We start from the raw sequence: 15,568 nt of genomic DNA, 5'->3' as shown, positions 1-15,568 counted from the left end.
AACGTAAACTAGTTTTATTCTATTTCAATAAGAGTAGAATAAATATCAGAAATTTTGCTGGGAGAATGAAAAGAATTAATATAAGATTTTCCTTTTTTACCTATTTCTTTGAGCTTGTCTTTCTCATTGTAAATTTTTTTTAATATGGAAGATAATTCATCTTGAGATAAGTTCTGAGAGACTTTTAGCAGAACATCGCTAGGTAATTCTGAAAAGCTGTCAATATCACTAGCTATTACGGGAATACCGCAAGACATTACCCTAAGCAATGAGCTAGATGTTTCTCCTCGTGAAGTAGATCTTAAGTTAAAACAAGCATCGGTGACTTTTATGAATTTATACAAGTCTTCCATACTTACACCAAGTTTACACACAAGCCTTTTATCATCTTCATTTGCTCGGAGAAAATTTAGTACTCTTGAATCTGCAATTTCATAGCCGACCATAAGAAATGCTACATTCTCATTTTGAACAAAAGAATGACAAAAAGCTAATAATAATTCGTAAACCATCTTGGGCTCAGATATAATTCCAAATACTCCAAAAACAAAAGTATTTATATCAATATTTAATTCATGTCTTAGTGAATTTTTATCTTGCTTTAAGTTTTCTTCAGGCAAACTCATGAGAAGACTAATTACATTTACACTTAAATTTGGATACTTACTCTTTACCTGGGTAGATGCAGAAAGACTATGTACTACAATCTTATGTCTTTCTGGTTGCTGCAAGACATTCCCGGACATATGTATTCCGTCGTGCAAGACTACTATTCCATGGTTTTTATTGATATATTTAAACATATAGTTGTGATAATAATTATTTCCAATTTGATAAACAATTTTCTTGATTCCAAGTATCTTTGAGGTTATGGGAAATAATCTGTGATTTAAGTAAAAAGTATTTTCAATGTTTGGGCATTGTTTTTCTGTGTATGAGTCATCTATAAAGACGAAAATCTGATACTTCTTGCAGAGAAATCTAATCAATTCTTCCGAGTAATCTGATATACCAGATTTTATTGGTTTCACAGGAGAAAAAAAAGCTAATTTCTTTAAGTCAGAATTCTTTTGTTTGCTTGATGCATACAATTGATACATTTGTGGTGTATATTTTAAGTTATAAATAAATGTTCGTAGCGAATCAATGAAATATAAACACGATTGGCGGAAATTTCTAATTATTATCTTTAGCAAAGAGATTAATTTTTTACGAATGCAAAAGATATTCAACCAACCATATTCAATTGAATATAAGTGACCGAAACGACGCATTAAAGTCAATAAAATATCAAGAAACAAGAGTATTTTTTGTTGTTTTGTTAATATGTTTTGCAAAATCAAGGTTCTTTCAATTTCCGAAAAGAAATGAAAACAGATAAAAGCATACGGATAAGATTTTTCCAGCACATATTTAGAATTAATTTCTTTTGCATAGTCTTCTGTACTCTTTTCCTGAAATACTCTATGAATAACACAAGTATTTAATGTAGTGGCTTTGCCGAGTAATAATATGCAAGCGATAAAAACCCAGTCACCTCCAAAACATGAAGGAATTCTCAATTTTAGAACGGCTTCTTTGCGATAAAGTCCATAAAAAATTCCATTATCTTGAACTTTATTAAAATATTCTTTCACCCTTTCTATGGGAGAGTTTTCTTCTAGGCAAATATTTTCTCCCATACGGATATCATCACCCAAATAATACTTGGCAATTCCACTACAAAGTAAATACTGATGATTATTTTGAAGAAAAAATTGACAGTCATAAATATAGTTTTCACTAATCCAATCATCATCTGCCAGCCACATGAAGTATTCTCCAGTCGCTTTTTTTAAAACAAAACTAAAATTGTTAGTAGCACCAAAGTTTTTAGCTTGACGTATGTAAGTTATACGGGAGTCAAGTTTACAAAGTTCCTCACACAATTGTTGGGTTTCGTCAATTGAACAGTTATCAGAAATAATAATTTCGAGGTTTGTGTATGTCTGATTAACAGCAGAATTTATTGCTCGTTTTAAGCTTTCTGCTCGATTATAAGTTGGTATACCAATGCTGACTAATGGCTTGTCATTTTTGGACATAGAATTTTAGCAAATCTAGTGAATTCATTTTATGCGCCCATCGGTGGCAACGGTGATCAACAGTTTATGCTGAATACTTTTGCCAATCTTAAATTCAAGACTGGTTTTCACATCCAAAATACCTACAGAAAGTCAGATGAAGTTTACTAAAGCTTTGGGTAGAGAGCGTACCATGCTTTTTGATGACAACCTGTTTTGAGATGACGAATATTTTTCTCACCATCACTTTGGAGCACTTGGACAGAAGGCCCTCAATAAAATCCGACTCATCCAACACGATTTCATCGTCATTTAATTGACCTACCCTGCTACTCACCGGCATTCCAACAAAATCATCGAAGGGCAAATTGTCCTTAAAAACAACAACGGGCCTTAGTTTATTCTGCTTGAGGTCAGAAAAATAGAACTCGCATAGGACGACTTCTGCCTGCTTCAGATCCATACATCATCCTCGGAGGGATCATGCCATTCATCAATCAATGTTGCTGAATGATCTGATAAGGCCCGTAGTTCCAATTCATTACCATGGCCATCTAGCATAATGACTACACGTACATGCTGATTTTTCAGAGATTTGTAATGATCTGGAATTGTAAGAACACCATCTTGTAGATCTGCTTCAAACTCTATTGCGTACATCGTTCATTACCTAAAATCGACATTTCTTTATACATAATAATCTAGATAATCTAGGTAAAGTGACTACCTTTAAACAAGAACTAACCTAACCGCTTCAAATAGCCATCGGGAGCCACAGTAATCAACAATTTGTGCTGGATGCTCTTGTCAATTTCAAATTCAGGATGGGTTTTGAGATATTCCCACACCGCTGTCTTGGGATTATTCCCCACGCCCCAGGGCCTGTCGCCAAACATCTCGTCAGGCAGATCTTCGACTACTGTATCGAATACGACGCAGTAACTACCCACGGAGGTTAGGGGAGCATAGGCTTCCAATTCTGCCAGCACATGATCATGGGTGTGATTACTATCCAGACAAACGAGAATTTTTTGTTTGCCTTCGGCTTTAGCTTTAACTTGTTCAATTATTTCTGGAGCAATGCTAGAACCCTGGATCATGGAGATGCGCTTAACCATGGGATGGGCTTCAATGGCTTCCCGATTATGTTGACGAATGTCAATGTCTATACCCAACACTTCTGCATCCTGGGGACCACCAGAAATAGCATTGAGTTCTAACATGGAAGCCGAAAAAATCAGCGATCCACCGTGGGCAATGCCCGTTTCGATGATTAAATCTGGCTGAATTGACCAGATCAACTCTTGCATGGCCATAATGTCTTGGGGATATTGAATAATGGGGCGGCCTAGCCATGAATAGTTATAAGTGTAACCATTTCGATTAGTTTCACGCGACCATATTCGAGATAGCGCCTGAATATCTTTGTCCGCTCCAAGTCCCGTAACATTTGCTTCAACTTGAGATTTAAAAGAGTCTAATGGATTCACTGAATTACCTCTTAATTGAATAAGTTAATCACTTAGTAATACAAGCATAGATAATATTACAATCTTCAGGATGTTGTTTACCTAGCTCATAGGATGCGCGACAAAATTCTGCTTTCCAGTCTTTTTGCTCACCACCAACTCGCCCCCAACCAAATCCACCTTCTTCCCATAGTCCATTTGCTAAGAACCAATCCATTTGAGGAGTGGAGAGAGACTTGTAAAATACACCACCAGTTGCATTAATTTTAAGCCCAGCTTGTTCAATATCATTGCAGAGAGTTGACAGTGAATAGGAACGGCGATGTCCTACGACTTGAATATCAAAAGGTGAGAGTTCTTCGCAGTGAGTCAGAGTTCCCATCAATACTGCTAGTCTTCGATTTACAGCTAGGGCATTAGGTACGTGAACTAATAAAATGCCATTTTGACTCAGCAAGCTAGCCGCTTTTTGTAAGACACTTATTGGATCTACTACATGCTCAAGAATATTAAGCATTGTAATGGTGTCAAATTTTTGATTAGTCTCAAATTCCTCAATCAAGCCTTCATAAAATTCTGCACTGGGCATGTTTTCTTTGGCTAATGCGAGGTGCTGACTAGAGGCATCTAAACCAACAACAGTCTTAAAAGCTGGTGCTAAAAGGGAAGTTAAAGTTCCATCTCCGCAGGGCATATCTAATAAGCTGTCACCACGAGAGTGCTCTATGCAAGCTTTCGCTTGGTAGTAGCCTAGAATGCTGTTGTAATCAGCAAACATTTTAGACCTAGCCCACGTAAATCCTTCTTGTAGTTCTTTTTCTGTTTTTAGGTGCATTTGCTTGCTTTCTTAGTTGGTGGAAATTTGATGTAGAAGGGACTTTAAACCTTGCTCAAAGAAAATTACAGGCTCCCAATCTAAAACATGATTAGCTCGCCCATAATTCATTGCAATTGATGCAACTTCTGTATTTACCTCTATTTGTTGGATCATACTAGAACTGCCTAACTCATCTCTAATCATCTCGGCAATTTTCAAGGTTGAACTTAATTGTCCAGTTCCTATATTAAGATTACCGATAAACCTAGACTTGAGGGTCGCAACGATAGACGATATAAGGTCATCGATGTGAAGGAGATCTAATTTGGGATTGCCATTGATATAGTGATGGGTAACTATTTTCTGCCCTTGACTCGCTTTTTTAAAGAAGTTAAATATAAACTTCGGTTTGTCAGACATTGAGCCATAAACTGGACTAGATCGCAAGATAGCACAACGTAAGCCACGAGTACGCCGACAATGATCTATTAATATTTCTGCTAAATATTTTGTCTCTCCGTATGGACCACGAGGCAATGCTGGTGTAGATTCGTCAGCATGAATTGTGCCAGCATATCCAGAATAGATTTCCCAACTAGATGGATAAATCAAGGGAATATCTTTTGCAAGACATACATCAATAACATTACGCAACATTGTTAGAGTTTGTCCCATCGCAACGTTGGAAGTATAAACTCTGGGATTTGCCAAGTGAACAATACAATCAATATTTTCTTCACTGGCCAATAAATCAAGCTTTGTACTCCCAGCAAAAATGTCAATCTGCTCACGAGTTGGAGATATTAACCTAAATTCACTATTAATTAAAGCACCTTGCAAGGCTGTGCCTATGAATCCCCTCCCCCCTGTGATTAAAATATTTCTATATTGACTACACTTTTCTTTTTTAATATTCACTCCTAAAGCTTGACGAACTGCGTTGAGTGGATCAAGCTTAATTTCTGCTTCGCCAGTAGCTTCTTGAACTTGACGCAGAGCTTGGTTAAAAGGGATTTTTTCCAAGTTTGTAATAATACCAACAGCTATGGCATTACTCCGAGACATTCCATAGTCACAACAAATTACAGTGCGCTTACCTTGCTTAATTAAATCGACTCCTTGGTGAATTTTATGCAAAATAGCACTGTTATCATTGCCAGCTTTATCTACAAGATCTCGAACATCAACAACAGTAATATCTGTAATATTCTGAACAGCGTTAAAAGCAGCCGTACCTAGAAGTGGTGTAATCCAACGTATTTTCATCTTAAGGCCTCTTCTGAAACATACTGCTCAGTTAAACTACGCAAATACCAACCAGTCTGAATTAACGGTTTTTGAGGTTCTATTTGCAAGGCTAAATACCGAAGCATTATGTCAACTTCATTAAAACCAGCCATAGCCCGAAGATATGTTGATGCTGAAAATCGTGGATTAATCTCAAATGGCATAAGTTTTCCATTCCTGACTCTTGCTTGGATATTAATAGGGCCAGCACTATTGAGTGCTTTAGCTATATCTTCCGCTTGCTTACACAATTCTGGATATTCACCAATGTACCCTTGGGAGTAGCCACTAGAAATAATACCACCACGGCCTCGGTATGCAACGGATAATTTGGCGCTCAATTCTCGCTTTAGAGCAATCGAACCGACAACATTTTGGTTGGGAAGAGACAAAACACCAATCGTAAATTCGCCCTCGTTAATATCAATATATTCTTGAGCGATAGGCTCGCTTCCATTACGTTTAATAAACTCAGCATAAACCATAGCCTCTTCAAAACTAACAGCAAAAAAGACAGAAACACTACCCCCTGTTCCCGTTGAAGGCTTAACAATACAGGGCAATCCGATGTAGTCTAAATCTGATTTACTTTGTAGCGCAATAGTTTTAGGAATTGATATTTCTAACTCAGTTAATTTATTAAAAGTACGCTTTTTATTGGAGCAAATAGATATTAAACTAGGTGAATTTGCTACCACATGAATATTTGCCGCAGCAAACATTTTTGTTTCTTGACCTAACAGTTTCATTGGCTCTTCGCCACCTGGGATTAGCCATTTTACGCCCGCATCAACACAAACATCCAGAACATTTCTCGCATAGTTACTAGATGAGACTTGATAGGTATTCAAAAAGTCATTTTCATACATACCATAGGCAGTAGCAGAAATATCACATCCAAATACGTCGTATATTTTAGCCAGTTTGAGGGACTTACAAATTTCTGTGCCAAGAGAAGCCCCTCCAATCCCAGCAATCATTACTTTGATTCGTTGATTCATTTTTTTGATCTATTTGCGTTTTTCGGATAAAGATTGTCTGTCATAGAATCAATAACCTGTTTAATATCCTTGCCACTCAAATCATGATAACTAGGCAAATTTATTGCCCTTGTTGGAATATCCCATGCCAACTTATTTGTGGGCTTATCATCAAACATCGATAAACTCGATAACGGCCAAAAGAAAACACGGGCATCCACATTCGCCTCCTTAAAAAGGACTTGTAACTTTTCCCGAGTAATACCAGATTCAGGGCTAAATACCGCCGTTGGCATCCATCCACCATTAACCATACCCTTTGGCTCAGGATTCATTGTTATCCCCGGTAAAGACTCCAAATTTTCTTTATAGTAACTAAGGATTTCCCGTTTACGGCTAACCAACTCTTCAATGCGCTCCATTTGAGCACAGCCGATCGCCGCTTGGATATTGGACATCTTATATTTAAAGCCCACCATATCCGCCCAAAACTGCTTCGTTTGCCCCCTAGCCCGGCCATGATTCGAGAGCGTTAACACCGTCTCGTATAAATCAGGATCATTGGTCACGAACATCCCCCCTTCCCCAGTTGTCAACGTCTTCGTACCGTGGAAAGAAAAACTGCCAAACTTACCCATCGAGCCAGCCCGCTTGCCATGGTAAACCGAGCCGATCGCCTCTGCCGCATCCTCAATAATCGGAATGCCATGGCGTTGCTCGATCGCCAATAAAGCCTCCATATCACAGAGATTGCCGTAAATATGAGTCGCCACAATCGCCTTCGTCCGTGGCGTAATCGCTTGCTCCGCCAAAACGGGATCAATACACCAACTATCTGGCAAAATATCCACAAATACCGGCTTGGCCCCCAGATGGACAATGGGAGCCACCGTAGCAATCCAATTCGTATCCGCTAAAATCACCTCATCACCAGGGCCAATCCCCAGAGCCGCCATCCCCATGTGCAAAGCCCCCGTACAGCTAGAAGTTGCAATGCTATATTCGACCCCTAAATATTTTTTAAATACTTCTTCAAAACGCACAATATATTCATAACAGCGATCGCCCCAGCCATTGCGAGCGGCATCAGTAGCATACTCGACTTCCAGCTCAGTTATTGAGGGCTTAGTGTAGTAAATGCGGGATTTAGCCATAAAATCAGTCTTAATTTGAACTCCACATATCAGGGTTATTTATTTCAGAGGTAGAATCAACTAACGGCAACTTTAGCTCGCAAATACCCCCATTTTTCAAACTGTTCCTTCAATTCAGGAAGATCACGAAATGCGAGAAAATACAGATATTCAGGCGCAAAGTCAGCACCATTTGACCAACAAACTGTTCCCAATTCTGCATCAACTCCAAATTGTTGAAACAAAACCAGATCTTGCAATGGACTAAACATCTTGCCGTTTAAACTATCGACTAGATCGACAATTCCAGTACGATGATCATTAAATTGAAGCTTAATTTTGTAGTTATCCATGTAAGAAGCAGAAACAACATGTAAAAACATAACTTTACTCCAAAGGAAGAATGAATTTTAGATCTTCTTGTTGGCGACAAAGTTGCCAATTGGCTATTAACTCGGGTTGATGTAAATCATGCCATTCTAAAACATGACGTAATGCTCGTTTTGGAAATGACCCATTCACTACACCTGTTTCGATTTCGACAATGATTTCATATTCACCGTATCTTGCATGGTAGTGGGGAGGCGAACGATCATTCTAGTACATGCAGATTGTGATTCCTAAAAAACGACTAATAATGGGCATTGTATGGCGATCAACGGCTTGGTGTAGTAAATGCGGGATTTAGCAATAAAAACGATTATAGACAGGTTAACTCATCAATAAATTCAGTTACCGCATCATATTGATCCGGGTGACTAACATATTTTACGAATATTTCTAGATTTAATTCTGGCAATAATTGACTGTTATCAACCTTCAAATATTGTCCCTCTTTAAGCGTGTAAACGGTCAATGCAGAATCCTGATAAAACCAAACTTCGGGAACACCAATGCGGCGGTATATTTCCAAAATATTAATACTCCCGCTAGTGACAATTACCTCAATAACTAAATCGGGAATGTCCTTTACTATGTGAATATTATAGGACTCATCTGGCTCCTTTCGTCCCGTAACTTCTTTCGTACCTAAAGTTAAACTACCCATCGTATAAAACCTGATTTTCTTTGCCCTCATATAGGCTTCCAGCAAAAGCCCAATAGTACTTTTTGCTTTTTCATGGGCCTTGCTTGGACTCATAACAATTTCCAGCTCTCCATCTAAATAAATAAAACGAACTCCTTCAATACCTTCAAAAGTAGCTTCAATTTCCTCAAACTTTTCCCAAGAAACACCTGGTAAAACTAAGTGATTAGCCGCTGATTGAGACTTTTCTAATGTAAAAACCATAGCAGTTTATTTTCCCCGTTAAGTAAATTAAGAACTAAGTGACCTTTTAGCATCTTTTCTTCATAGCTGGCCTCAGCGGTGGAGTTCTCCACTTTAAAGTTTGGTGATCGAGGGATTAGTGTAGTAAACGCGGAATTTAGACATAAACTAATTAATCTATAGAAATACCAAGGGATCTAACTTTATCTTGTAATTTTTGTAGTTCAGCCTTAGCCTGTTCAGCATCCTGTTGAGCTTGAATTGCCTTGAGTCTTTCCTGTTCAGCATCCTGTTGAGCTTGAATTGCCTTGAGTCTTTCCTGTTCAGCATCCTGTTGAGCTTGAGTTGCCTTGAGTCTTTCCTGTTCAGCATCCTGCTCAGCTTGAATTGCCTTGAGTCTTTCCTGTTCAACCATGGCCATCCCCTTGTCCACTTCTATTCTTACCGCTTCTTGGGGGGTGGGGAGAACAGCGCCCTCTAGGGTGAAATAGCGCAATTCTTGCCCCTCTATTCCCAAGAAAAAACCCAGCACCTTACTCCAAAGCCAACCCTGATCATTGGGTATAATAGGTTGATACTTGTCACCATCTAGCCTAAAGCCCGCCAACTCCAGGGTATCCGGAGAAAAATAAAAATATTCTGGTGTATGAAATCTTTCTGCGTATAAATCTCGTTTCAAATGGCGATCAGTGTCTGCAGTCGAATCCGATAAAAGCTCAATAATCAAATCAGGATAGCGACCATCTTCCTCCCAAACCACCCAAGATTTTCGAGGTTTTCTGGCAGTATTTTTAACCAAGAAAAAGTCAGGACCACGAAAGTCATGACTCTTTAATTGCTGACGGCTAAAATAGATAGTCAAATTTGCACCAATAAAAAAATCGTTTCGGTCTTGCCAGGCCAATTCTAAGCAGGTAACTAACAGTAGTAACTGCATATAGTGCAAAGAACTTTCCATTTCTGGTTCATCGCTCAATAATTGACTAGCATCGGGCATTTGAGCTTCTAACTCTTGGGCAGTTATGGCAGACATAATACTTAATCGTCCGGTAAATTTACCAACAATTATAAAAACTTTTTTGATTATGGCAACCAACCAAAGTCAAGAATTTGACCCAGGGTATAGGGACAAACTTCAGGAAATATTGTTGGTGATAAGTGAGATTTTTTGATAGCCAGTTTGCGGGCTTTGGCGTAGTTTTTTGGTAGAACTGTCTCAAAATGGTTATGAAGAACTTGGGACTCCAGCAGGGAATCAAGCTCTAACCGAAAATTATCAATCTCTTTTTCCCAGCCTTTACCTGACCAGGGGCGTTCAGCTTGCCAATGCTCGTACAAAAGTAGGTGGATGAGAAGACGCAACAGATAACTTTCTACCTTGTGTCGTTGTTCTCGGCCCAATTCTTCTATTTCCTCAATCAAATTAGCCCAATCAATGACGCTAAATTGCTGCTGTTTAAGTTGTGTTAGGGTCAAATCTAACCAGGCAGGATAATCTTGTTCGTAAAGTGAGGTGAGGGCTGTTGCTTCAACCATAGGAGTTGCTTATTTTCTTTACCTGCTCAACATTCTAACAAATCTGTAAATTAGGAATTGCGGTCACAAATTGCCCCCCCCAGTCTCCCACATAGCCCAACTGGGTCATGATCTCTGTCCGTAAATTCCAAGGCAAAATCAGGACAAAATCCGGGTGTTTTTCGGCGATCGCCGTTGGAGGCAAAATGGCAATATGACTACCGGGTAAAAACTTACCCTGCTTAGATGAAGATGCATCACAAACAAAGGGCAACAAATCCGGTTTCACCCCAGCATAATTGAGCAAAGTATTACCTTTAGCCGCTGCCCCATAACCGGCCACCACCTTCCCCGCTGTTTTCTGTTCAATCAAAAAGGCTAGCAATTGATTTTTAATCTGATCTGCCCGTTCCTGGAAATGCTGATAGATTGCTAAATCCTGTAAACCCTGGGCCGTTTCCTGTTTCAATAATTCCCTTACTCGCTCACTAACTTGGCGATCGCCTAGATGACAGCCATAGACCCGTAAACTGCCGCCATGGGTAGGTAACTCTTCCACATCCCACACCTGCAAGCCAGCTTTAGCAAAGATTTTTGTGACCGTGTAGAGAGAAAGATAGGAAAAATGCTCATGGTAAACCGTATCAAATTGGGTCTGGGCCAGTAATTGCATTAGGTGGGGAAATTCTAAGGTAATGGTTCCCCCTGGTTTCAGGGCTTGTTTTAAACCCAACGTAAAATCATTAATATCCGGTACATGGGCAAAGACATTATTACCAATAATCAAATCAGCCTGTTGGCCCTTTGCTGAGAGCGATCGCCCTAAATTTTCTCCAAAAAACTCTTTTAAAACAGCAATCCCTAGTTTTTCCGCCGCCGCCGCCGTGCTAGCTGTTGGTTCAATGCCCAGACAGGGAACCCCCGCCGCCACAAAATTCTTGAGCAGATAGCCATCATTGGCCGCCACCTCAATGACAAAACTATCCGTAGTCAAACCTAGCCGCTCTGTAATCTTTTCCACATAACGGGCCGCATGGCTAAGCCAACTACTAGACGTGCTGGAAAAATAGGCATAGTCCCCACAGAATAACTCTTCCGCCTGGGTGTAGTCTTCTGTTTGTACTAGCCAACACTGTTCACAAACCTTGATCCTTAATGGATAAGTAACCTCCGGTCTACTTAAATCAATCTGGTTCAAATAGGCATTGGACGGGGGGGCAAAACCCAAATCCAGGAATGTTTGCTTTAAAGGTGTATGGCAATGGCGACATTTCATAAACTCAGACCTAAAAAGGTGGAATCTAGTAAGGGGTGATTTTGGTCTCGCTGGGATAATTCGGTAATTGCTTGGGGCCACTCAATCCCTAGGCGAGGATCTTGGGGATTCAACCCCCCTTCCGCCATCGGGTTATAGGCGACCGAGTGACAGTAAATCAATTCAACATCATCGCTCAAGGCTTGAAAACCATGGGCACAGCCTTCGGGTATCAACAATGCCCTATTGTTATCCGCACTTAGTACTACCCCTTGCCAAGTCAAAAAAGTGGGGGAATCAACCCGCAAATCCACCGCCACATCCCAAACCTGACCCCGAATGCAAGTAACCAATTTCATTTCCGCAGAGGGAGGATTTTGGTAATGCATACCTCGCACAGTGCCGCCTTGGGCCGTATGGGTATGGTTAATCTGGGCAATGGGTTTATGCCAACCTACTTCCTTCAACTCCTCAGCACAAAACAAACGGGCCAAAAATCCCCGGCGATCGCCGATGGGCTGACGGATAACGGTTCTGAGTCCGGCAATGCCCAAATCTTCAGTCAAAAATCTTCCCATAGTAGTCATTTTTGCTGGGTTTTTGTTTCAGATAGCAAGGTCTGACAGAGCCATTAGCTCCTTTTCATATTCTTCAATTTCTGTCTGACAAAGAGTTAATGGGCTTTCTCCCTGTCGTTGAGAACGATACCAGATCATTGTGCGTCGTACTGCCTCCTCGACCCCCCAACTAGGACGATATCCCAGTAAAGTTCGCGCTTTTGCAATCTCGAGGGATAACCAACCCGCCTCATGGGGCCCTTCATTGCCATCGCCATATTCCACTTGCAAGCCGGGTTCTATTCGCGAAGCAAATTCTAATATTTGACGCACAGTGGCTGCGTCTTTTGTTTCCGGGCCTAGGTTATAGGCCCCTGCCAATTCTGGTGAATGCCAAAGTTTTTGAGCTAACAATAAATAGCCAGCTAGAGGCTCTAACACATGTTGCCAGGGACGAATAGCTTGGGGACGACGGATTATGACCATCGTTTTTGCATCTAGGGCGCGGACAACATCAGGAATGAGACGATCCTCTGACCAATCTCCCCCTCCGATGACATTGCCGGCCCGGGCGCTGGCCACGGCCACTCCTTGTTCTCGAAGAAAGGCATCACGATAACTGGCTACTACGATTTCGCAGGCGGCCTTGCTCGCACTATAGGGATCATGACCTCCCAGTTGATCATCTTCTCGGTATGGCCAACACCATTCAACATTGCGATAAACCTTATCGGTAGTCACAATCACCACCACTCGCACTGAGTCAGAGGCCCGCAACGCCTCAAGAAGGTGGGCAGTTCCCATCACGTTAGTGGCAAAAGTGCCGACTGGATCACGATAGCTACGGCGCACTAGAGGCTGGGCTGCAAGGTGAAAGACAATCTCCGGCCTGGCTTCGGCGATCGCCTTTTGAAGATTCGCTAAATCATTGACATCAGCCCGAGTATCAGAGCGCAAACATTTAGCAATTTCAGCCAGTTCACATAAGTTAGGGTTTGTCAGAGGATCTAATGAATAGCCCGACACCTTTGCTCCCAACTGACTGAGCCAGAGAGTTAACCAACTGCCTTTAAAACCCGTATGGCCCGTTAAAAAAACGGATTTACCTTGCCAAAACGACTTATCTAGCATTTACCATACCTTCCAAGGAGCCTGACCAGATTGCCACAACTCTTCTAGATGATTCTTATCCCGTAAAGTATCCATTGGTTGCCAAAAACCCCTATGCTCAAATGCCATCAACTCCCCCTTACCAGACAATTCAGTTAGGGGCTCACCCTCCCAACTATCCATATCCCCCCCAATAAAATCCAAGCAACGGGGAGATAAAACAAAGAAACCGCCGTTAATTAGACCGCCATCACCGGGAGGCTTTTCCGTAAACCCGAAAACCTTAGAGTTTTCTAATTTCAGTGCGCCGTATCGACCGGGGGGCACAACTGCTGTGACCGTAGCCAACCTACCATGACTTTGATGAAAAGCAATTAATTCTTGAATATTAATATTTGCCAAACCATCACCATAGGTAAAACAAAAAGCATTGTCATTTTCAATAAAAGTTTTAATCCGCTTTAATCTTCCCCCTGTAAGGGAATTTTCCCCGGTATCCACTAAGGTCACTTTCCATGGCTCTGCCTTTCTCTGATGGACAATCATTTCATTGGAAACCATGTCAAAGGTTACATCGGACATATGTAGAAAATAATTGGCAAAATATTCCTTAATAACATAGCCTTTATAACCACAGCAAATAATAAAATCATTTACACCGTAGGCAGAATAGAGTTTAAGGATGTGCCAGAGAATGGGTCGCCCGCCAATGTCAATCATCGGCTTAGGTCGAAGATGAGTTTCTTCGGAAATTCTAGTCCCCAAGCCACCGGCAAGAATTACAGCTTTCATGCAATTTTCTCCACATTCCAGTCAAGTACTGGCCTTAAAACCCCTGGTATCGGCCCTACATAACCCATGCCCCGGGTTATCACCCCTTCAATCGGGTCAGTCACATTAAAAACCAAAGCAGATTGATCATAAAAACTGACGTGGACGCCTGAGTGCATAAACGTGACAGCCAATCCCACCGAGTAAACACCGTCGTTCAAAAAATTGGCCGGGATATGACAAAGGGCACGATAAACTCCCTCTTCTAGAGGAGAATTTATATCAACCATAGCGGCAGTCACAAAAGCACAATTATTTTTATCATCATAAAAGTGAAAATTTGGATAGGGGGTGCCTGGTGTTTTTTGTTGAACTTCATATTCCATATAAACCGTTAGGGGCTCATCAATCCGAACATCTAAAGATTGCTCTCCTTTTTCATTTTCGATCCATCCCCTTCTTAAAACTGCTAAATGGTCTCCAGGGGGAGAAGGAGATGAAGTATAGTCAACAGAGCCTGGACTATGCTGTCCATCACTTTGGTAATAGGCAATTACAGAGCCGGGACTTCCTTCCTTAATAACTTCGCCGTGCTTTAGGAGAAAACAGCTATTACATAAAGAAGCAATCATGGGCATAGCATGGCTAACAAAAATTACCGTTCTACCCTCTTTTTCTGCAACATCCTCCATTTTGCCAAGGCAACGTTTTTGAAACTGGGCATCTCCCACCGCCAACACTTCATCCACAATTAAAATTTCCGGCTCCAAATGGGCCGCCACCGCAAACGCCAAGCGCACATACATCCCCGAAGAATACCGCTTGACAGGAGTATCCAAAAACTTCTCCACCTCCGCAAACGCCACAATCTCATCAAACTTCTTCTTAATTTCCGCCTTGCCCATCCCCAAAATCGCCCCATTCAGATAAATATTCTCCCGCCCCGTCAACTCAGGATGGAACCCCGTCCCCACCTCCAACAGACTCGCCACCCGACCCTTAATAGAAATGCGCCCCTCCGTCGGCTCCGTAATCCGGCTGAGAATCTTTAAAAGTGTTGACTTACCCGCCCCATTGCGCCCAATAATGCCAACCCGATCGCCCTGCTTAATTTCAAAGGACACATCCTTCAGCGCCCAAAACTCTTCGTGGGTAGGGTAATCTTCCTTACCATTACGTCTAAACATCTGACCAAAGGAGCGGGCCTTCTCTGCCATCATATCCCGGAGAGTTGTATAGCGTTCCCGCCGCTGGTGACCGATGATATATTTTTTCCCAAGATTTTCCACTCGAATGACTGTATCAGACATAAATAAAGTTTTTAAAACGCCCTAACCAGAT

18 protein-coding genes are annotated in these 15,568 nt (G+C 41.2%); all 18 read right to left on the bottom strand.

The window, feature by feature from the left end:
- Nucleotides 1-14 precede the first annotated feature (14 nt).
- Nucleotides 15-2,084, bottom strand: coding sequence for a glycosyltransferase (locus tag C7I86_RS01775; protein ID WP_010871545.1), 2,070 nt, complete (start codon nt 2,082-2,084; stop codon nt 15-17).
- A 94-nt stretch (nt 2,085-2,178) separates the two neighbouring features.
- Nucleotides 2,179-2,526 (bottom strand): type II toxin-antitoxin system PemK/MazF family toxin, encoded by a 348-nt coding sequence (locus C7I86_RS01765; protein ID WP_010871544.1) that lies wholly within the window; start codon nt 2,524-2,526, stop codon nt 2,179-2,181.
- On the bottom strand, nt 2,517-2,723 hold the full coding sequence (locus C7I86_RS01760) for a hypothetical protein (RefSeq protein WP_020861423.1): 207 nt from the start codon (nt 2,721-2,723) through the stop codon (nt 2,517-2,519). Before C7I86_RS01760 ends, C7I86_RS01765 begins: the two co-directional genes overlap by 10 nt.
- A gap of 80 nt (nt 2,724-2,803) precedes the next feature.
- Entirely contained in the window at nt 2,804-3,379 is a 576-nt protein-coding gene (locus C7I86_RS01755; RefSeq protein WP_230401102.1) for a cephalosporin hydroxylase family protein, read from the bottom strand.
- Between the two features lie 202 nt (nt 3,380-3,581).
- Entirely contained in the window at nt 3,582-4,310 is a 729-nt protein-coding gene (locus tag C7I86_RS01750; RefSeq protein ID WP_223211329.1) for a bifunctional 2-polyprenyl-6-hydroxyphenol methylase/3-demethylubiquinol 3-O-methyltransferase UbiG, read from the bottom strand.
- 69 nt (nt 4,311-4,379) lie between these two features.
- The gene (locus tag C7I86_RS01745) at nt 4,380-5,615 is read right to left on the bottom strand and encodes an NAD-dependent epimerase/dehydratase family protein (RefSeq protein ID WP_010871541.1); all 1,236 of its coding nucleotides are present in this window, start codon (nt 5,613-5,615) and stop codon (nt 4,380-4,382) included.
- Complete coding sequence (locus C7I86_RS01740) at nt 5,612-6,637, bottom strand: ATP-grasp domain-containing protein (RefSeq protein ID WP_010871540.1); 1,026 nt, start codon at nt 6,635-6,637, stop codon at nt 5,612-5,614. The genes C7I86_RS01745 and C7I86_RS01740 overlap by 4 nt, the downstream gene beginning before the upstream one ends.
- Complete coding sequence (locus C7I86_RS01735) at nt 6,634-7,770, bottom strand: DegT/DnrJ/EryC1/StrS family aminotransferase (RefSeq protein WP_010871539.1); 1,137 nt, start codon at nt 7,768-7,770, stop codon at nt 6,634-6,636. Before C7I86_RS01735 ends, C7I86_RS01740 begins: the two co-directional genes overlap by 4 nt.
- A 56-nt stretch (nt 7,771-7,826) precedes the next feature.
- Entirely contained in the window at nt 7,827-8,132 is a 306-nt protein-coding gene (locus C7I86_RS01730) for a DUF2442 domain-containing protein (RefSeq protein WP_010871538.1), read from the bottom strand.
- Between the two features lie 4 nt (nt 8,133-8,136).
- On the bottom strand, nt 8,137-8,286 hold the full coding sequence (locus C7I86_RS19025; protein WP_230401107.1) for a DUF4160 domain-containing protein: 150 nt from the start codon (nt 8,284-8,286) through the stop codon (nt 8,137-8,139).
- Between the two features lie 163 nt (nt 8,287-8,449).
- Complete coding sequence (locus C7I86_RS01720; protein WP_010871537.1) at nt 8,450-9,040, bottom strand: Uma2 family endonuclease; 591 nt, start codon at nt 9,038-9,040, stop codon at nt 8,450-8,452.
- A 151-nt stretch (nt 9,041-9,191) separates the two neighbouring features.
- A complete protein-coding gene (locus tag C7I86_RS01715; protein ID WP_010871536.1) occupies nt 9,192-10,052 on the bottom strand; it encodes a Uma2 family endonuclease in 861 nt (286 codons plus the stop codon).
- A gap of 50 nt (nt 10,053-10,102) precedes the next feature.
- Nucleotides 10,103-10,555 carry a DUF29 domain-containing protein gene (locus C7I86_RS01710; protein WP_010871535.1) on the bottom strand — a complete coding sequence of 151 codons (453 nt, stop codon included), beginning with the start codon at nt 10,553-10,555 and terminating at the stop codon, nt 10,103-10,105.
- A gap of 34 nt (nt 10,556-10,589) precedes the next feature.
- Nucleotides 10,590-11,891, bottom strand: a complete 1,302-nt coding sequence (locus C7I86_RS01705) for a class I SAM-dependent methyltransferase (RefSeq protein WP_010871534.1) — start codon at nt 11,889-11,891, stop codon at nt 10,590-10,592.
- Nucleotides 11,807-12,355: a dTDP-4-dehydrorhamnose 3,5-epimerase family protein gene (locus C7I86_RS01700; RefSeq protein ID WP_020861421.1), complete on the bottom strand. Its 549-nt coding sequence runs from the start codon at nt 12,353-12,355 to the stop codon at nt 11,807-11,809. Before C7I86_RS01700 ends, C7I86_RS01705 begins: the two co-directional genes overlap by 85 nt.
- A 39-nt stretch (nt 12,356-12,394) precedes the next feature.
- Nucleotides 12,395-13,477 carry a CDP-glucose 4,6-dehydratase gene (gene rfbG, locus C7I86_RS01695; RefSeq protein ID WP_010871532.1) on the bottom strand — a complete coding sequence of 361 codons (1,083 nt, stop codon included), beginning with the start codon at nt 13,475-13,477 and terminating at the stop codon, nt 12,395-12,397.
- Entirely contained in the window at nt 13,478-14,248 is a 771-nt protein-coding gene (gene rfbF, locus C7I86_RS01690) for a glucose-1-phosphate cytidylyltransferase (protein ID WP_010871531.1), read from the bottom strand.
- Complete coding sequence (locus C7I86_RS01685) at nt 14,245-15,537, bottom strand: ABC transporter ATP-binding protein (protein ID WP_010871530.1); 1,293 nt, start codon at nt 15,535-15,537, stop codon at nt 14,245-14,247. Before C7I86_RS01685 ends, rfbF begins: the two co-directional genes overlap by 4 nt.
- Nucleotides 15,538-15,568: the final 31 nt, after the last annotated feature.

The sequence above is a fragment of the Synechocystis sp. IPPAS B-1465 genome, assembly GCF_003015225.1.
Taxonomy (GTDB): Bacteria; Cyanobacteriota; Cyanobacteriia; order Cyanobacteriales; family Microcystaceae; genus Synechocystis.
The sequence above is the reverse complement of the archived record's forward strand: the minus strand, read 5'-3'. Positions and strand labels throughout refer to the sequence as shown.